Source organism: Gordonia soli NBRC 108243 (assembly GCF_000334455.1).
GTDB classification, from domain to species: domain Bacteria; phylum Actinomycetota; class Actinomycetes; order Mycobacteriales; family Mycobacteriaceae; genus Gordonia; species Gordonia soli.
Map to the genome: position 1 here is coordinate 21,565 of NZ_BANX01000034.1, position 17,495 is coordinate 39,059.

At 66.9% G+C, this 17,495-nt stretch carries 16 protein-coding genes; 9 read left to right on the plus strand and 7 right to left on the minus strand.

Annotated elements, in window-relative coordinates:
- Position 1: 1 nt before the first annotated feature.
- Positions 2 to 1,249, minus strand: a complete 1,248-nt coding sequence (locus GS4_RS20740) for an ABC transporter substrate-binding protein (protein WP_007624268.1) — start codon at positions 1,247 to 1,249, stop codon at positions 2 to 4.
- Between the two features lie 326 nt (positions 1,250 to 1,575).
- Here GS4_RS20740 and GS4_RS20745 point away from each other — a divergent pair, with 326 nt between their 5' ends.
- From GS4_RS20745 to GS4_RS20760, 4 genes are all read left to right on the plus strand, one after another.
- Positions 1,576 to 2,436 carry a mycofactocin-coupled SDR family oxidoreductase gene (locus GS4_RS20745; RefSeq protein ID WP_007624270.1) on the plus strand — a complete coding sequence of 287 codons (861 nt, stop codon included), beginning with the start codon at positions 1,576 to 1,578 and terminating at the stop codon, positions 2,434 to 2,436.
- 143 nt (positions 2,437 to 2,579) lie between these two features.
- A complete protein-coding gene (locus GS4_RS20750; protein ID WP_007624272.1) occupies positions 2,580 to 3,584 on the plus strand; it encodes an NAD(P)H-dependent flavin oxidoreductase in 1,005 nt (334 codons plus the stop codon).
- Positions 3,581 to 4,399 (plus strand): enoyl-CoA hydratase-related protein, encoded by an 819-nt coding sequence (locus tag GS4_RS20755; protein ID WP_007624274.1) that lies wholly within the window; start codon positions 3,581 to 3,583, stop codon positions 4,397 to 4,399. Before GS4_RS20750 ends, GS4_RS20755 begins: the two co-directional genes overlap by 4 nt.
- Position 4,400: 1 nt before the next feature.
- Complete coding sequence (locus GS4_RS20760; protein WP_007624278.1) at positions 4,401 to 6,725, plus strand: acyl-CoA dehydrogenase family protein; 2,325 nt, start codon at positions 4,401 to 4,403, stop codon at positions 6,723 to 6,725.
- A gap of 88 nt (positions 6,726 to 6,813) precedes the next feature.
- Here the strand turns inward: GS4_RS20760 and GS4_RS20765 are convergent, their stop codons facing one another.
- The 5 genes from GS4_RS20765 to GS4_RS20785 form a co-directional block, all read right to left on the minus strand.
- Complete coding sequence (locus GS4_RS20765; RefSeq protein WP_007624280.1) at positions 6,814 to 7,329, minus strand: DoxX family protein; 516 nt, start codon at positions 7,327 to 7,329, stop codon at positions 6,814 to 6,816.
- An 11-nt stretch (positions 7,330 to 7,340) separates the two neighbouring features.
- On the minus strand, positions 7,341 to 8,537 hold the full coding sequence (locus GS4_RS20770) for a cytochrome P450 (protein WP_007624282.1): 1,197 nt from the start codon (positions 8,535 to 8,537) through the stop codon (positions 7,341 to 7,343).
- Between the two features lie 97 nt (positions 8,538 to 8,634).
- A complete protein-coding gene (locus tag GS4_RS20775) occupies positions 8,635 to 9,543 on the minus strand; it encodes an NAD(P)-dependent oxidoreductase (protein WP_369403319.1) in 909 nt (302 codons plus the stop codon).
- Positions 9,522 to 10,991: an aldehyde dehydrogenase family protein gene (locus GS4_RS20780; RefSeq protein WP_007624285.1), complete on the minus strand. Its 1,470-nt coding sequence runs from the start codon at positions 10,989 to 10,991 to the stop codon at positions 9,522 to 9,524. The genes GS4_RS20775 and GS4_RS20780 overlap by 22 nt, the downstream gene beginning before the upstream one ends.
- Positions 10,992 to 11,048: 57 nt before the next feature.
- Positions 11,049 to 11,906, minus strand: a complete 858-nt coding sequence (locus GS4_RS20785) for a mycofactocin-coupled SDR family oxidoreductase (protein WP_007624287.1) — start codon at positions 11,904 to 11,906, stop codon at positions 11,049 to 11,051.
- Positions 11,907 to 12,287: 381 nt separating this feature from the next.
- Here GS4_RS20785 and GS4_RS20790 point away from each other — a divergent pair, with 381 nt between their 5' ends.
- From GS4_RS20790 to GS4_RS20810, 5 genes are all read left to right on the plus strand, one after another.
- Entirely contained in the window at positions 12,288 to 13,481 is a 1,194-nt protein-coding gene (locus GS4_RS20790) for an amidohydrolase family protein (RefSeq protein WP_007624289.1), read from the plus strand.
- A gap of 22 nt (positions 13,482 to 13,503) precedes the next feature.
- The gene (locus GS4_RS20795; RefSeq protein WP_007624291.1) at positions 13,504 to 13,746 is read left to right on the plus strand and encodes a hypothetical protein; all 243 of its coding nucleotides are present in this window, start codon (positions 13,504 to 13,506) and stop codon (positions 13,744 to 13,746) included.
- Between the two features lie 16 nt (positions 13,747 to 13,762).
- Positions 13,763 to 15,061 carry an FAS1-like dehydratase domain-containing protein gene (locus GS4_RS20800; RefSeq protein WP_007624293.1) on the plus strand — a complete coding sequence of 433 codons (1,299 nt, stop codon included), beginning with the start codon at positions 13,763 to 13,765 and terminating at the stop codon, positions 15,059 to 15,061.
- Between the two features lie 126 nt (positions 15,062 to 15,187).
- On the plus strand, positions 15,188 to 15,955 hold the full coding sequence (locus GS4_RS20805) for an SDR family oxidoreductase (protein WP_007624294.1): 768 nt from the start codon (positions 15,188 to 15,190) through the stop codon (positions 15,953 to 15,955).
- On the plus strand, positions 15,952 to 16,746 hold the full coding sequence (locus GS4_RS20810; protein WP_007624296.1) for a crotonase/enoyl-CoA hydratase family protein: 795 nt from the start codon (positions 15,952 to 15,954) through the stop codon (positions 16,744 to 16,746). Before GS4_RS20805 ends, GS4_RS20810 begins: the two co-directional genes overlap by 4 nt.
- A 46-nt stretch (positions 16,747 to 16,792) precedes the next feature.
- Here the strand turns inward: GS4_RS20810 and GS4_RS20815 are convergent, their stop codons facing one another.
- Positions 16,793 to 17,329: a flavin reductase family protein gene (locus tag GS4_RS20815; RefSeq protein ID WP_007624298.1), complete on the minus strand. Its 537-nt coding sequence runs from the start codon at positions 17,327 to 17,329 to the stop codon at positions 16,793 to 16,795.
- Between the last annotated feature and the right edge of the window lie 166 nt (positions 17,330 to 17,495).

Below are 17,495 nucleotides of genomic sequence, written 5' to 3' on the forward strand. Positions count from 1 at the left end.
GTCACCGGCCGACGACCTCGGCGTCGACCAGCTTGCCGTTTTCGAGGGTCGCGAAGACCGATCCCTTGCCGCACACCGCTTTCAACTGTGGATTCGCGGCTCCGTTGCAGGTGAAGGTCAACCCGTCGCCCGCGGGCAGGGTGACGTCGCGGGCCGAACGGATCGCAGTGGTGACCGCGGTGGGGGATACGTCGGAACCATCGAGCGATCGCGTGGCCCGGACGAGACCGAGGACGCCCTGATACCCCACGTAGGCGTAGCCGGAGATGTCCGCGTCCGGAGCGTACTGCCCCATGACCGATTGGTAGAGAACCGATTCGGGGTCGTCACCATCGGTGAGCGCAGCGGTGACGATCTTGGTGCCGTCGATGCTGGACCCGACCGCCTTGGCGACGTCCGGTGTCGCGCAGGCCTGGATGCCCATCTTCTCGCCCGAGTAGCCCAGCGTGCCCAAGGACTTCAGTGCTGCAGTGCACAGAGTCCCCTCGCCGACGACGAGCACCGCCTCGGGGTTCTTGGACAGACCCGCGCTCACCTGAGGTGTCGCGTCCGGTGTGCCGGGCGGGATCGTGACGATGTCCAGTCCGACGCCGTTGGCTGCGAAGGCCGCGGCCCCCATCGTCTTCAACCCGTTGACCGCGGCGGGCACGTCGATGGTGAAGGCGGTGACGTTCTTCATGTTCTGACTCTTCGCATGGGTTGCCATCGCCGACAGCGCAGATGGGAATCCGCCGGTCCACAGGAACACGTCGTCGCCGGTCAGCTCCTGACTGCTCTGACCGGAGGCGGACACGTAGGGGATGCCCGCGCCGGTGATGATCGGTACCAGCAGGTCGCCGAGCCCGGTGGTGGTCACCACGACAGCCGAGACCTTGTTCTCGACCATCCGGTTCGCGCAATCGCGAGCCGATGTCGGGTCCTCGGCATTCTTACAGGTCACCAGTTCGATGGGGTGCCCACCGATTCCGCCGAGATGTGCATTGGCGTACTTCGCCGCTGCTTCGGCGGCGAGCCGGTTGTCCGGTTGCGAGATCGCCTGTCCGCCCTCGTTGTTGATCAGTCCGATCTTGACGGTCGGCCCCTTCGCCGCGTCGCCCGGAAATGAGGCCGGTGGTGCCGACACAGCAGCCGAACCGGCGGTGTCGTCACTGCTCGCGCCGCTGCACGCAGCGATTGCGAGAGTGGCGCTGGTGATCACGGCGGCAGCCGCCAGCATGCGGGCGGTGCGTGTGCCACGGGGAGGAATCATCGGCGTTCCTTGTCGAGGAGTGCGAGGTCGCCGATGATCGCTCGCCGGCCCCGACGTGCCGGAGATCCGGCCCGAGGTTGCTGCAGCGGGTTCATCGAAGATGACCTAGCTAACTATGTGTGCCGCGTCACTATGGCACACGGCGGCACCGTGGCAAGAGGGTTGTCGTAACTGTCCCTGCAGGTGAGACCCGTGATTGACGCTGACATACAGGTATGTCTATGGGTGGGAGGAAGACCTTGCGAGATGTGCGCACTCCCAGGGTGACTCACCCAGGGCGCGGTGCCGCCGACGTCCTGTCGCATTCGACCACGGAGGCCTCACCCATGACGATCGCAGAAGTTCCCGAAGCGTCGGGCCCCGGTGTGCCGACCGGCTCCACCGCGCGGCGATTCGAGGGGCGGGTCGCGTTCGTGACCGGAGCCGCTCGTGGGCAGGGTCGGGCCATGGCGGTCCGACTCGCCGCAGAGGGTGCGGACATCATCGCGGTCGACATCTGTGCCGACATGCCGACCACCGGATACGCCGGCTCGCGACCGGAGGACCTTGCGGAGACCGTCCGGATGGTGGAGGCGTGCGGACGGCGAATCATCGCCTCCGAGGCGGACATCCGGGATTTCGACGCGCTCGACGACGCGGTGGCGCGCGGTGTCGACGACCTCGGGAGGTTGGATGTCGTCATCGCCAACGCCGGGATCACGACATCGGCGCCGGCCTGGGAGATCAGTCTCGAGAACTGGGAGGAGTCGATCTCGGTCAACCTCACCGGCGCGTTCTACACCGCGAAGGTCGCCATACCCGTGCTGCTCGACCAGCGGGCGGGTGGATCGATCGTCTTCGTGAGCTCGGTCGCGGGTCTGCGCGGTCTTCCGCTGATGGCCGACTACGTGTCGGCGAAGCATGGTGTCACCGGCTTGGCGAAGGCGCTGGCGAACGAGCTGGCGCCACATCGCATCCGTGTCAACTCGATCCATCCCTTCGGTGTCGAGACCGGTCTGAAGGTCACCGAACTCCATCCGCAACTGGAGGCGCGGCCGGATCTCGGGCTCTACTTCATGGGCACCCTGCCGGATCGCATCAGTCAGGCGGACGACATCGCCGCGGCGACCGCTTGGTTGGCATCCGACGAGGCCAGGCACGTCACCGGCATCCAGTTGCCGGTCGACCTGGGTCGGACCAACCGATGACGGCTCGCTTGCTGCGCGCTGAGTTAGTAAACTATGTTAGATAACAGGATCGCTTCGTGCGGTGCGGTTGCCGACGCGCGACAGCGGCGCACGCAGTTCATCCGGTCGGCTCCGGCGGGCCACCCGAAATCGAGGAGTCGTCGATGATCACCACCCGGTTCACCGAGCGATTCGGGATCGAACACCCCATCGTGCAGGGCGGCATGATGTTCGTGGGTCGGGCCGAACTCGCGGCCGCCGTCTCGAACGCCGGCGGACTCGGGATCATCACCGCGCTGACCCAGCCGACGCCGGACGACCTCGCCGCCGAGATCGCGCGCTGTCAGTCGCTGACCGATCGCCCCTTCGGCGTCAACCTCACCCTCACCCTGTCGATCAACCCTCCGCCGTTCGCGGAGTACCGGCGGGTGATCATCGAGTCGGGGGTGCCGATCGTGGAGACCGCCGGATCGGATCCCACGGTGCACATCGAACATCTCAAGGCGCATGGGATCGCGGTGATCCACAAGTGCACCAGCGTCGCTCATGCACTGAAGGCGCAGTCGATCGGTGCCGACGCGGTCAGCATCGACGGCTTCGAGTGCGCGGGACATCCCGGCGAAGACGACATCCCGGGGCTGGTTCTGATCCCGGCGACCGCGGATCGTCTGACCATTCCCTTCGTCGCCTCGGGCGGGTTCGCCGACGGACGGGGCCTGGCGGCCGCCCTGTCGCTCGGAGCGGACGGCATCAACATGGGTACCCGCTTCATGTGCACTCGAGAGAGCCCGATCCACGACCACATCAAGGGTCTCATCGTCGACGCGAGCGAGCACGACACCCGTCTCATCATGCGGCAGCTCCGCAACAGCATGCGGGTCGCGAAGAACACCGTGAGTGACGAGGTGATCCAGGTCCTGGAGCAGGGCGGTCGGTTCCGGGACATCAAAGAACTCGTTGCCGGTGTCCGTGGTCGACGGGTGTTCGCCGAGGGTGACCCCGAACTGGGCGTCTGGACGGTCGGCCTCGCTCAGGGACTGATTCACGACATCCCGTCGGCAGGTGAGGTCGTGCGCCGGGTCGCTGCCGACGCCGAGCGGATCGTCCGCGCTGTGGCGGAACGTATCTCGTCCGATTCTCTCGTCGTCGGGCACGGGAGCGGGGCGTGACGGTGGCCGGGGCATCAGAAGTCGAAGGATCTCCCGACCCGACGGATGCGGTCGAATCGCCTGTCGACGCCCCACTCCTCGTCGAGCGTGACGGTCAGGTCGCGATCCTCACGCTGAATCGCCCTGAACGACGGAATGCGATCAACCGCGCCATGCGTCGCGCGATCAAGAAGGCGCTGTGGCAGATCGACGGCGACGACGACGTGCACGCCGTGGTCATCACCGGTTCCGGTTCGTCGTTCTCGTCGGGTGTCGATCTCCCGGAAGCGCTGTCCGGACCCTCTCCCCGCACCGAGGGGCCGACCCCGACCCAGGTGTTACGCGCGATCTCCAAGCCGGTCATCGCGGCCGTGAACGGTGCTTGCTACACAGGCGGATTCGAGTTCGCGCTGAACTGCTCGTTCATCATCGCCTCGGATCGGGCGGTGTTCGCCGACACCCATGCGCAGATCGGATTGCTCAACGGCTGGGGTGGGAGCGCCCTGCTGCCCCGCAGCGTGGGCCTGCCCGCCGCGATCCAGATCATCCTCGGCGGTGAGCCCTTCGATGCCGACACCGCTGTGCGGATCGGACTGGCCAACGAGGTCGTCGACCACGATCGTCTGATGGTCCGCTCGTTGGAGATAGCCCACCGGATCGCCGACGGTCACCCAGGCGCTGTGCAGCGGATGCTCAGGTTGCTCAAGGACGGCGCGGGCGCTTCGGTGACCCACGCGCTCGCTCTCGAAGCCGAAGCAGCGGTGTCGTTCCGGACGGATGGTGCCGACATCGGCGAACGCTACGGGAGGTCGCGGTCGACGGAGAAGGAGTCCTGACGTGAGCATCGACAGCCCCGCGACATCGACGCAGCGGCCCGCAACCGACGATCCCGACACCTGGCGGTCGCGTCTGAGTGTGCTGCTCGAAGAGTTCGGACAGCGACCGCGCCCGGCGACGTCGCGTGCCCGCTTCGATGCCGCGGTGGCGTGGCAATCCGAACTCGTCGACGCCGGACTCGCCGCGCCGGGATGGCCGACTTCGGCAGGTGGGATGGGACTCGACCTGCGCGATCAGCTCGACTACTACCGGATGATCACCGCTGCGGGCGTGCCACGTCACCCGTGCGGGCCATCCTTCATCCTCGCCCCCACCCTGATCGTGCACGGTTCCGACGAACAGCGCGCGAGGTTCCTCGATCCGCTGCTGCGTGCCGAGGAGTTCTGGTGCCAGGGATTCTCGGAGCCGGGCGCTGGGAGTGATCTCGCCTCGTTGTCGACGCGTGCGATGACCGAGGGGGATGTGTATCGCGTCACGGGCCAGAAGATCTGGACCACACGTGCAGACCGCGCCGACTGGATGTTCGCCCTGGTTCGAACCGGCCGACCCGGGCGGGGGACCGAGGGGATCACCTATCTGTTGATCCCGATGGACAGCCCGGGGATCGAGGTGCGTCCGCTCCGGGATGCCGCCGGCGGGCATCACTTCGCCGAGGTCTTCTTCGACGACGTCCGGGTGCCCATCACGAATCGTGTGGGCGCGGAGGGACAGGGGTGGTCCATCATGCGGACGTCTCTGGGGCATGAACGTGCAACCGCCTTTCTTGCGGACGAATTCAAGTACCGGACGACGGTCGACCGACTCTTCCGGCTCGCCGCCGCGCAGGGGCTCAGAGACGATCCGCTCGTCCGGCAGCGACTCGCCGACCTCGAGAGCGGGGTGCGGATGATCGCCACCAACAGCGGTCGCGCATTGGATGCGGTACTGCGTGGCGAGGATCCGGGCGGTGTGGCATCGATCAACCGACTGGTGAAATCCGAGTTCGAACAACGCCTCCAGCGCCTGGCCCTTCGTCTCGCCGGGCACGCGGCCGTCGAGGGCAACCGATCCTCGGGAGCTGTCGACGAAGGGCGCTGGACCTACGGCTATCTGATGTCCAGGGCCACGACCATCGGTGCCGGGACGTCGGAGATCCAACGGAACACGATCGCCGAGTCGGTCCTGGGGCTGCCGTCACACCGCGGGGAGGGCAGACGCCGACCGGTCGTCGAGCCCGGACGTCCGCTCGCGGCACCGGAACCGGACGAGGTCGCTGTGCGTGATGCTGTCGCGGGTCTGGTCCGCTCGGCGGTGTCAGCCGACGCCGTTCTGGCTGGTGAGGTCGACAGGACCGGGCTGTGGGATGCGCTCGTCGGGTTCGGGTTGCCCGGACTGGCCGCACCCGAACGGGTGGGGGGTGGTGGCGCGACGACCCGGCTGCTGTGTGCCGCAGTCGAAGAGACCGGTCACCACCTTGCGACGGCACCTCTCGTCCCGACCCTCACGGCGCTGTCGCTCCTGCTCGCGGCCGGCGACGACGACGCCGCCGAAGCTGTCGTCGCCGGTGCCCGTGCCGGGGTGGTCGCGGCGGTCGACGACGCGGGGTGGATGGATCTCGATCAGCCGGGGGCTGCCCCCGGGGTGCCGACCTGGAGCGCCGGGGTGATGCACGGCGGCGTCGATCACGTCCTCGGGGCCCCGGAGGCGGACTTCTTCGTGGTCGTCGCGTGGGATGACGAATCCGGGCAGCCGACAGTGGTGGTCGTGCAACGAGACGCGGTGGAGGTGATCCGACACGACACGATGGATCTCACCGCGACCGTGGGGCGCGTCGTGCTCGACGGTGTCGGTGGTCGTGTGGTCGCCGAGGGTGACGCGGCACGACGTGCCATGCGTGACGCACGTTCGCTGATCCACCTCGTGCATGCGGCCGATGCGGTCGGTGTCGGCTCCCGCGCGCTCGCGATGGCGGTCGACTGGGCGGGTACCCGCGAACAGTTCGGACGGCCGGTCGGATCGTTCCAAGCCGTATCGCACCGATGCGCAGACATGGTGGTCGCGGTCGAGGGCGCGCGCAGCCAGGTGTTCGCCGCAGCCGATCTCCTCGACAGCGGCGCGACGGACGAAGCCGAGGTCGCCGCCGCCGCGGCCACCGCGCACGCGCTTTCCGCGGCTGTCGACGTCACGGAGTCGGCGTTGCAGGTGCATGGCGGTATCGGGTTCACCTGGGAGCATCCGATCCACCTGCTGCTACGTCGGGCACTCTCCGACGAGTCGGCGTTCGCACGCCCGGAGGCACTGCGTGACCTCGTGGCGGAACGGGTGTTCGTGCGAATCGACCGTTGACGAGGCCCGTCGGCCGCGGCGTATTCCATCATCGGGTGGATCTCATGCGGTCGTGCCGCCGGGGCCTGGCCGGTTGACCCGGCCCTGCTCAGGGTTCGCGATAGAACGTCGCGAGTTGCGCCGCGGCGGCGCCGAGACCGAGAGCCGTCGCCCCGACCAGAGCGCGTTCGCCGGTGAGGGTGCGGTCCCACCCGAGTGCGTGGTCGACACTCCATCGTCCCGGGCCGATCCCGGCGAGGACTGCCGATGCGGCAGCCAGATTCGCGACGTACTCCCACCCCTCCGCGGTGATGAAGAAGCCGTTGCGCACATGCACCGAGCGGGCTGCCACCGCCATCGTCCCGATCCCGGCCGCAGCCGCGACCGGGGTGGCCGCTCCGACGAGTAGTGCGGCGCCGGCTCCCACCTCCACCACCGCACTGGCGGTGGCCTGGAGGCGAGGACGGGCGAATCCGATCGATCCGAACCATCCGGCGGTGCCGGTGAGGCTGCGAGCATGCTTGACGCCGTGGGCGATCAACGTCCCACCGATGGCTCCGCGCAAGATCAGCGGGGCGATGCGGCTGGGTGCGTCGGGACGCCGGCCCCGGGGCCGCGACAGCACCGACGTGCCCCTCACACGTCCCACTCGAGGAAGATGTTGCCGCTCGGTCCGAGTTGTCCGCCCGCTTCGGTCGGCGCGGACTTCGAGGCGAGTCGATAGTCGGGGATCAGCCGATGCCACTCCTCGAGAGCGATGCGCAACTCGCGCCGGGCCAGGTGGGAGCCGAGGCAGCGATGTGGTCCCGCCCCGAAGGCGATGTGGTTGTTCGGGCTGCGGTCCAGTTGGACCTCCTTCGCATCGTCGAAAACCGCCTCGTCGCGAGTGGCGGCGTTGAGCGGTAGCGAGATCATGTCACCTGCCTTGACCGGACACCCGGCGATCTCGGTGTCGGCCATGGCCTTCCGGGACGGGATGACGATCGCGAACGCTCGCAGGATCTCCTCGATCGCGGAGGGGATCAGCTCGGGATCGTCCACGATCGCCCGGCGATCCTCTGGATGGGTCGCCAGGTGATAGAAGGTGCTGCCCAGGGTCGCCGACACCGTGTCGAGCCCGGCCATGAACATCAGGATGCAGAACGACTCGAGGTCGTCCTGGGTCACCGGCTCGCCATCGATCTCGAACTCGATCGCCTTGCTGATCAGGTCATCCCGTGGCTCGGCCCGTCGCGCGTCGATGACCGTGCGAAAGTACTCGGTCACCGCGATCGTCGCCGCGGTCCGCCGACGTGCGGTCTCCTCGGGTTCGCCGGAGACGTGCAGGATCTCGTCCTCCCAGTGCAGGAACGTGTCGAGATCCTCGAACGGCAGACCCATCAGATCGAGGAAGATGAACGACGGGTACTGATTCGCGAAGTCGGCCATGAAATCGCACGATCCGCGAACGGCGATCGACTCGATCACCTCGATCGCGCGCTCACGGACCTTCTGCTCGAGGCCCTCGACGGCCTTGGGCGAGAACAGCGGGCCGAGTTGCTTGCGCCACTGCCGGTGCTCGTCCCCGTCGAGCATCTCGGGGATCCACTTGAAGGTCGGGTTCGGATTGAACACGGTCACCGCAGAACTCGAGAAGGTCTTGGCGTTCTGGTACACGGAGAGGATGTCCTCGTACCGGGTGACGATGTAGTGCCCGTTGGCGAACTCGTTGCGGATCAGCGGGGCCTCGTCCCGGAGGCGGTCGTAGAACTCGATCTTCTCGCCATAGGGGAGTTCGGCGTAGTGGTTGAAATCGTGTACCGGGCACGTGGGTGCTGAATCGGTGGTGCTCATGATCTCCTCCTGGTGATCTGGGACTGGTCCGCTCCGAGGTGTCGGGACGCTCACTGCTGTGGATGCCCCATGAGCGGCAAGCGGTCTCCGGGGCTGCTCATGACGACCTGACCTGTGGGGTCGGCTCGCCGAGGTCGATCGGACCCAGACGCGCCGCGGCGAGCAGGTCTTCTATGTCGACACCGAGATCTGTTGCCGCGATCCGCGCGACGTCGAGATCCTTGGTCAGGTACCGGCCGACTCGTCGCCCGTAGGTCTCCGCGTCATGACCGGAACGCGCGATGTATCCGGCCGCGGTACTGCCGCCACTGGTGTCGGCGAGCAGATCGAGCAGCGCGGCCTGCGGGATACCGAGTTCGCGTCCCGCGGCCAGTGCGGAGAGTGTGATCTGAGTGCACGCTGCGAACAGGGCGTTGTTGATCAGCTTGGCCGCCAACGCCGTACCGGTCGGTCCGATCCGATGGAGCGTCGACGCGTAGGCGCCGACGATCGCCTCGACACGGTCGACCGCGTCGTCTTCGCCGCCGAGCAACACGGTCAGCTTCCCCTTGCGGATGTCCTCCGGGGTGCCGCTGAACGGCGCATCGACCACCGCCACACCCCTGCGGCGGGCGGCTGCGGAGAGGTCGAGGATCGTGCGCGGGTTGCCTGTGGTGTGCGAGACGAACACCGAGCCGGCCGACATCCGCGCGATGATCGGCGTCGCCACCTCGGCGAGCTGCGAATCGTCGAAGACACATGCGATCACGATGTCGGCGTCGCCGACATCGTCCGCGGTGCCGGTCACCGCGGCACCGGCATCGGCGAGACGTGCCCGGACCTCCGGGCGCCGGGCGTGGACCGTCGTCTGGTGTCCGGCGGTGAGCAGACGCTCCACCATCGGCTCACCGATCTTGCCGGCGCCGATGAAGCCGATCCGGTTGTCTGCCATACGGTGTCCTCCGAGAGCGATCTGGGTTCGACGGGGCGGGAGATGTGCAGAGGTCAGCCGGCCGCGACGCCCCAGATCATGGTCTTGGTCTGCAGGAACTCGTCGAGCCCTGCCGCGCCGCGCTCACGCCCGAGGCCGCTCTGCTTGTAGCCGCCGAACGGGCCGTCGGGATTCAGGCCGCCGCCACCACCGTTGACGGTCACGTACCCGGTACGTAGTCGCTGCCCGATCCGGTACGCGCGGATCGGATCCCGGGCCCAGACACCACCGGCGAGACCGTAATCGCTGTCGTTGGCGATCCGTACGGCCTCGTCGTCGTCGTCGAAGGGCATCAGGATCATGACGGGGCCGAAGAACTCCCGACGCGCGATCGTCATCGAGTTGTCGACGTCGACGAAGAGGGTCGGTTCGACGAAGAACCCCTTGTCGAGATGAGACGGTCGCGACCCGCCGTGGGCGAGGGTCGCCCCCTCCGCCACACCCGCTGCGATCAGATCCTCGACCCGCGCGCGTTGTGCTGCGCTGCCGAGCGGTCCCATGGTTGTCTCGGGATCCGCCGGGTCGCCGACGCGCACGGCGCGCAGGCGTTCGATGACCAGCTCGCGCAGTTCGTCGAATCGTGAGCGGTGCACCAGGGTTCGTGTCAGATAGGCGCATCCCTGGCCCGCGTGCAGGATGGTGTCCCGGATCACGGACTGCGTGACCCGGGTCAGGTCGGCGTCGTCACAGACGATGTTCGCCGATTTGCCGCCCAGTTCCAGGACCACCTTCTTCAGGGTCGGTGCAGCCTGCTCGGCCACTTTGCGGCCGACGACGTCGGAACCGGTGAAGCTCAGCAGATCCACCTGTGGATTCGACGTCAACTCGGCAGCGGCGTCGACGTCACCCGTGACGATGTTGAGCACACCGTCGGGGAGGCCGGCCTCCTGCGCGACCTCGCCGAGGACAAAGGCCTCGAGCGGAGTGGTGGGTGCGGGTTTCAGAACGGTCGTGCACCCGGCTGCCAGTGCCGGTCCCAGCTTCATCAGGTTCAGGAACAGCGGGAAGTTGTACGCCGAGATCAGCGCGGCGACACCGAAGGGTTCGCGTCGGACGACCCCCTGGCCGATCCCAGCTCCGATCGACGGTGCCAGCGGCACCTCATGCGGGAAGCCGGGCAGAACACGTTCGACCATGTCGCGGAAGTGGGCGATCGGGATGCCGGTCTGGAACGACTCCGCACCCGGTCGGGTGCATCCGGTCTCGGCGATGTTGAGCTCGACGAGCTCAGGCCGCCGTTTCTCCAGGACCTCGGCCATCCGCACCAGCACCGCAGACCGCTCCCGCACCGGCATCGACGCCCACGGGCCCTCGTCGAAGGCCCGGCGGGCTGCCTCGATCGCCCGTACGGTGTCACCGCGGGTGCCGACCGGCGCCGTGCCGATGACCTCCTCGGTGGCCGGGTTGATCACGGTCTCGGTCGCACCGCTCTCACCGTCGACCCAATTGCCGTCGATGAAGAGGCGGCGATAGTCCTTGATCATTGGTCTCCCTGTCCTCCATGGCTTCCTGTCCACGGCCAGAGACCTACTCCCGCTGGGTCAGCGGAGTGCGTAGGCCTCGGTGTGTTTCAGGGCGGCGCCGGCGTCGACCTTCAGCTGGAGTCCGGTGACGTATTGCGAATCGTCGGACGCGAGGTAGAGCACCGCGTTGCTGATCTGTTCCGGTTCGACCCACGGCACCGGGATCGGCTGGTTGGTCGCGAACGCGGCCACCACGTCGTCCCGATGCGGAGATTCCAGGTCGGGCCGGAAGACCTTGTACATCGGGTCGCTGTGCAACATGTCGGTGTTGCAGTTCGTCGGATGTACACAGTTGACCCGGATGGATTCAGGGGCGAGCGCCAGTGCGGCGTCGTGCACGAAGGTGGCCACCGCGCGTTTGGCGTGGCTGTACCCGAAGCCGCCTGCGCCCAGTACGTCGGTGCCACTGCCCTTCATCAGAGCGGCCACCGAACCGGTCGCGATGATCGACGCACCGGCCGACAGATGTGGGTAGGCCGCACTGACGGTGTTGATCACGCCGACCAGGTCGACGTCCACCGCATCCAGGAATGCCTGTCGGGGAACGTCTCCCAGAGGACAGATACCGGCGTTCGCGACGACGATGTGCAGGCCGCCGAGTTGCTCGACACCCGCTGCGATGGCCGATCGCAGCTGGCTCGGATCGCGGACATCGGCCACCGCGGTGATGCAGCGACGGTTTTCCTTCTCGACGAACAGCCGTGTCTCCTCGAGATCGCCCTCGGACGCCAGCGGATACTGATTCGTCTCGATGTCGGCACAGATGTCGAGTGCGATGATGTCTGCGCCCTCTGCCGCCAGCGCGATCGCGTGACTGCGTCCCTGTCCACGCGCTGCGCCGGTGATCACCGCGACCTTGCCGTCGAGCTTGCCCATCAGACCGCCCTCTCCGATCGTCTGTACCGACATCCGAAACCACGACAACTTTCGGCGCGACCTCGCATCGGGATCCGTGAGGTGATCGCGCACCGCTGCGGGCCGGCCGCCGATGTCCGTTATGGGAGAAAGGCTCTCAGTTCGAGGCCACGATCGGAGTCGACATCCCGACCATCGGGACATCGATGAGAGCCGCTGACGTCGGGCGCCGATCATGACGGGGGACCGCCACACCGGGACTGGGATTCGGGTACATGGGATCGCCGCCCCGGTCCGGCGAGTGGGATCGCCGGTTCCCTGCACGCAGGGGCGGCGTTAGGCTCCACCCCACTTACCAGGTTGAACAAGTGAGCGCATTTGCGTCGGAGTGAAGGGACCCACATGCCGCTGCAGGATCACATGCAATTGATCTCGACCGATGACCACCTGATCGAGCATCCGCGTCTGTGGCAGGACCGTCTGCCCAAGAAGTACCTGGACGCCGGGCCGAAGATCATCGAGAAAGAACTCCCGAAGTCGATCCATTCGGGCGACGGTGGTCGCGGCGACGGCGGCACCAAGATCGCCGAGGTCTGGCAGTACGAGGGGCGGATCTACCCGTACATCGGCCTGAACGCGGTCGCCGGCAAGAAGCCGGAGGAGTACGGTGCCGAGCCGACTCGGTACGAGGACATGATCCCCGGTTGCTACGAACCGAACGCGCGCCTTCGGGACATGGACATCGACGGGGTGCACGCAACTCTCTCGTTCCCCTCTTTTCCCCGGTTCGCCGGGACGGTGTTCCTCGAGGGTGAGGACAAGGAGCTCGCGCTGCTGTCGGTACAGGCCTGGAACGACTACGTGCTCGACGAATGGTGCGCGACGGATCCGGAACGCCTGATCCCGCTGGTCATCCTGCCGCTTTGGTCGATCGAGGAGTCGGTCAAGGAGATCTACCGCACGGCGGCGAAGGGAGCGCGCACGATCTCGTTTCCCGAGAACCCGCATCCGTTGGGACTGCCGTCCTTCCACACCGATCACTGGGATCCCGTGTATCGCGCAGCCGTCGAGACCGGCCAGCCGCTGTGTGTGCACTTCGGTACCTCCGGCAAACCACCGATCACCGCCCCGGAGGCGCCGATGGCGGTCATGACGTCACTCTTCGGGTGCAACTCGATGTACGCGACGGTCGATCTCTTGTTCTCACCGACCTTCCACAACCACCCGGAACTCAAGTTCATGCTGTCCGAGGGTGGCATCGGATGGGTTCCGTACATGCTGGAGCGGATGGACGGGGTCTGGGAGAAGCATCGGTTCTATCAGAACATCAACCAGTCGGTGCGGCCGTCAGATCTGTTCGCGAAGCACATCTTCGGATGTTTCATCGACGACGAGTTCGGCGTCGCCAACCGTCACCTGGTGGGTATCGACAACATCACCTGGGAGGGCGACTACCCGCATTCGGACTCCAACTGGCCCAACAGTCGCAAGATCGTGCACGACACGATGCTCGAGGTCCCGGACGAGGACGTGCACAAGATCGTCGAGCACAACGCGCGCCGATTGCTGAACTTCCCACGCAGCGCGACCGTCTGACCGGTCGGCGAACGGAGATCACATGGAAGACCGCATCGAACAGATCCCGCAGGCCGACTGGGTCGACCAGGACCTCCTGACCCGGGAGTTGGCCGGGTCGTTGCTGGACGAGGAGATCGCCGCCGAGCGTGGCCGCATCGATCGGGTGGACCGCGGGATCGGCGGCGACGACATCGTCATGAGCCGGGCCGACATGGAGCGCCGCCTGGCGGCGATGGAGGCGATCCGGGCCGACAACACCCAGCAGGCGACCATCCGGTTCTGACACCGAAGGAAGACGATTGACCACCGACACCACGACGGGGCCGGAGACCGAGAAGGTCTACAGCTTCCAGGACGAGGACATCCAGCGGGCGCGCGATCTCGTCGGCATCTACCACGCGGTCCGCAAGCGAGAACAGTTCTCGCGGGCGAGCCCGGACGTCATGCGCGCCTTCGCCCGTAGCTATGGCGACGACAACCCGCTGTTCGTCGACGAGGACTACGGACTCGACACCAGGTGGGGCGGGCAGATAGCCCCGCCGATGATCAACATCGCCGTGACCAAGGACCTGCTCGCCGACCCGATCCCGCGTGATCAGCGACGGCCGCCGTTCCGCGGTATCCACGTCTTCGTGTCGGGTAGCACCACCGAGTGGTACCGGCCCGTGTACGACGGCGACACGATCTACTCGTTCGAGGGATTCGACGACGTCGAACTCAAGGAGTCCGAGTTCGCCGGACGATCGCTGGTCGTCACCAGGATTCACGTGCAGTTCAATCAGCGCGCCGAGGTGGTGCAGATCCAGCGGGTCATCACCATCCACACCGAGCGGCACGAATCGAAGAAGCGCAAGAAGTACGACACCATCGAGCGCGCGACGTACACACCCGAGGAGATCGAGGCGATCGACGCCATCTATGCGGCGGAGCGGCGTCGAGGATCGGCGACCCGCTGGTTCGAGGACGTGGAGGTCGGCGAACGTCTGCCCGCCATGGCCAAGGGGCCGCTGACGGTCACCGACATGGTGGTCTTCCATTCGGGTGGTTACGGTTTCGCGCCGTACACGCCGTGCACGGGACGACTCTGGCATCAGAACCGCAACCGGATTCGCGCGTTCTACATCCCGAACGAACAGGGGGTCCCCGACGTCGCGCAGCGAATCCACTGGGATGCCGAGTACGCCACATCGATCGGACTGCCGGCATCGTACGACTACGGCATGATGCGTGACTGCTGGCTGACGCACTATCTGACCGACTGGATCGGTGACGACGGCTGGGTCGAGTCGATGTCCAGTCAGATGCGAAAGTTCAACTACCTCGGTGACACCCACACCTTCTCGGGCGAGGTAGTCGGCAAACGCACCGACGGCGATCGGCATCTCGTCGACATCGAGTTCCGCGGGACCAGCCAGCGCGGTGAGGTGACCTGTCCGGCGACGGCGACCGTATCCCTGCCGAGCCGCACGTCCGAGGTCGCGGGTCTGCGGCTGCCGCCGCCCGAGTTCGAGGCGATCGCGGCGCGGATGCTCAAGCGGCATGGCGAACTGCGACGCATCCGACGGCACGATGCCGCGGTGGCCGCTGCCGCCGACTGACTGTTCGACCGTCGGAGCGGGCGGGCGGGAGATCGCGACACCGGCTCGTCGCGAGGGAATGTGAGCCGCGACCATGAGAGCATCCGAGATGGCGTGTACGCGTGGCCCGAAGGGGGAACTGACCGTATGGAACTGAAGGACAACACCTTCCTGGTCACGGGAGGGGCGTCCGGCCTGGGCGCCGCGACCGCGGAGGCGATAGTCGCCGGTGGCGGTCGGGTGATCATCGCCGACCTGCCGAGCTCCGACGGAGAGGCGACGGCCGATGCTCTGGGGGCCGCGGCGGTGTTCGCCCCGGTGGACGTCACCGACGAACGCAGCCTCACCGAGGCGCTCGATGCCACGGCGTCGCACGGTCCGTTGCGCGGGGCGGTGCACTGCGCCGGACGCGGAGGCGACCGCCTGAGAATCCTCGACAGGTCGGGTGAACCTGCTCCGCTGCAGAGCTTTCGGGATGTGCTCGAGGTCAACCTGATCGGCACCTACAACGTCCTCCGACTCGCTGCTGCCCGGATCGCGCGTTCCGAGCCCGTGGACACCGAGCGCGGGGCCATAGTGCTGACAGCTTCTGTGGCCGCCTTCGACGGCCAGATCGGTCAGACCTCGTACACCGCGTCAAAAGCGGCCGTGCACGGGATCACGCTGGTCGCTGCACGGGATCTCGCGAGCGTCGGCATCCGCGTCAACACCATCGCTCCCGGTACCTTCGACACACCGATGCTCGCCCGACTGCGCGACGACATCCGCGAGGGACTGGCCGCGTCCGTACCGTTCCCCAAGCGCCTCGGTGCACCCGAGGACTACGCCGGGATGGCCGTGACCCTGCTGCAGAACGCCTATGTCAACGGCGAGACGATCCGTCTCGACGGCTCCATCCGGATGGCGCCCCGATGAGCGACGAGCTCGAACGCCCGGACCCGGTCGACGGGGTGCGGATCGAGGCGTCCGACGGGATCCTGGTCATCACGATCGACAGACCGGAGCAACGCAACGCGATGACCAAGGCGGCCGCTCACCAGATCGCGGCGGCGTTGGATCGCCTCGACGCCGATCCGGAACTCGCCGCCGGGATCCTGACCGGAACCGCGGACACCTTCTGTGCCGGAATGGACCTCAAGCGCTTCGCAGAATCCGGTGAGCGCCCGATCGTCGAGGGACGTGGATTCGGTGGTCTGGTCGAGGCGCCGCCGGCGAAGCCACTGATCGCAGCGGTCGAGGGGTGGGCGCTCGGTGGCGGATTCGAGCTGGTGCTGGCCGCCGATCTCGTGGTGGCCAGCGACGGGGCGAGATTCGGCCTTCCCGAGGTCCGTCGTGGGCTGATCGCCCGGGCGGGTGGGATATTCCGAGCCACCCAGGTGTTACCGCGAGCGATTGCGTTGGAGCTGTTGCTCACCGGCGAACCGATCACGGCTGCCGATGCCCATCGGTACGGTCTGGTGAATCGAGTGGTGGCCGAAGGTGCCGCCGTCGCGGCCGCGCGCGAACTGGCAGCGGCCATCGCGCGCAATGCACCGCTGGCCGTTCGGGCGAGCAAGGCAGTGGCCCGACGGTCGAGGACGTGGACCGATGACGAGGCGTTCGAGCGGCAGCTGGAGTACACCGACGCCGTCTTCGCCTCCGCAGATGCCAAGGAGGGGCCGAGGGCCTTCGCCGAGCGTTGCGCGCCGAGATGGACCGGCCGCTGAGCGCTCTCGCGCGTCGCGCAGTGCGAGGGCACCCGCGACAGGCCGGTCAGCGGCCGAGATGGCTGTCCAGCAGCAACTGTGCAGTGGAGGTGTAGTCGCCGTACCCGCCGCGGAAGAACAGCAGGGGACGCTTCGCCGACGCGACCGTCAGGTCCTGCACCCGTCCGACGACGAGGAAGTGATCGCCGAGCTCGACGGTCTTCTCGATGGCGCAGTCGACCCAGGCGACAACGCCCTCGAGGATCGGGTTCCGGTGGTCGGAATGTGACCAGCGCACATCGCTGAACCTCGCGGCGCCCTTCTTGGCCATCTGTCGACAGAGCCATTCTTGGTCGGAGGCAAGTGCATTCGCACAGAATCGACCGGCATCGAGGATCTTCGGCAAAGTGGACGAGGAACGGTCGACCAGGAAGGACACCAACGGCGGGTCGAGCGACACCGACGTGAAGGACCCGACCACCATTCCGACCGGATCGCCCGCGGGGAGGGTGGTCGTCACCGCCACGACGCTGGTCGGGAAGTTGCCGAGCACGTCACGCAGGTATCGCGCCTCGAAAGAGCGACTGGATTCGGCGTCGATCATCGATTCATCCTGTTCTGCCGTCCTCGTGGCAATCGGTGTCCTCGGGGGTCCCATTCGGTCCGTGGTGTCCACGGTCGACGATGTCGTCGGCGTTGCCGACCGGGCTCGACGACCCAGACGATCGGACGGTGGCCGGTAGGGTACGTCCGGACCGCCCACCGCCCGA

Bases quoted from the DNA above. Each gene is read 5' to 3' on its own strand.
- GS4_RS20740 (WP_007624268.1), bottom strand. From the start codon at position 1,249: ATGATTCCTCCCCGTGGCACACGCACCGCCCGCATGCTGGCGGCTGCC.
- GS4_RS20745 (WP_007624270.1), top strand. From the start codon at position 1,576: ATGACGATCGCAGAAGTTCCCGAAGCGTCGGGCCCCGGTGTGCCGACC.
- GS4_RS20750 (WP_007624272.1), top strand. From the start codon at position 2,580: ATGATCACCACCCGGTTCACCGAGCGATTCGGGATCGAACACCCCATC.
- GS4_RS20770 (WP_007624282.1), bottom strand. From the start codon at position 8,537: ATGAGCACCACCGATTCAGCACCCACGTGCCCGGTACACGATTTCAAC.
- GS4_RS20780 (WP_007624285.1), bottom strand. From the start codon at position 10,991: ATGATCAAGGACTATCGCCGCCTCTTCATCGACGGCAATTGGGTCGAC.
- GS4_RS20785 (WP_007624287.1), bottom strand. From the start codon at position 11,906: ATGGGCAAGCTCGACGGCAAGGTCGCGGTGATCACCGGCGCAGCGCGT.
- GS4_RS20790 (WP_007624289.1), top strand. From the start codon at position 12,288: ATGCCGCTGCAGGATCACATGCAATTGATCTCGACCGATGACCACCTG.
- GS4_RS20795 (WP_007624291.1), top strand. From the start codon at position 13,504: ATGGAAGACCGCATCGAACAGATCCCGCAGGCCGACTGGGTCGACCAG.
- GS4_RS20805 (WP_007624294.1), top strand. From the start codon at position 15,188: ATGGAACTGAAGGACAACACCTTCCTGGTCACGGGAGGGGCGTCCGGC.
- GS4_RS20810 (WP_007624296.1), top strand. From the start codon at position 15,952: ATGAGCGACGAGCTCGAACGCCCGGACCCGGTCGACGGGGTGCGGATC.
- GS4_RS20815 (WP_007624298.1), bottom strand. From the start codon at position 17,329: ATGATCGACGCCGAATCCAGTCGCTCTTTCGAGGCGCGATACCTGCGT.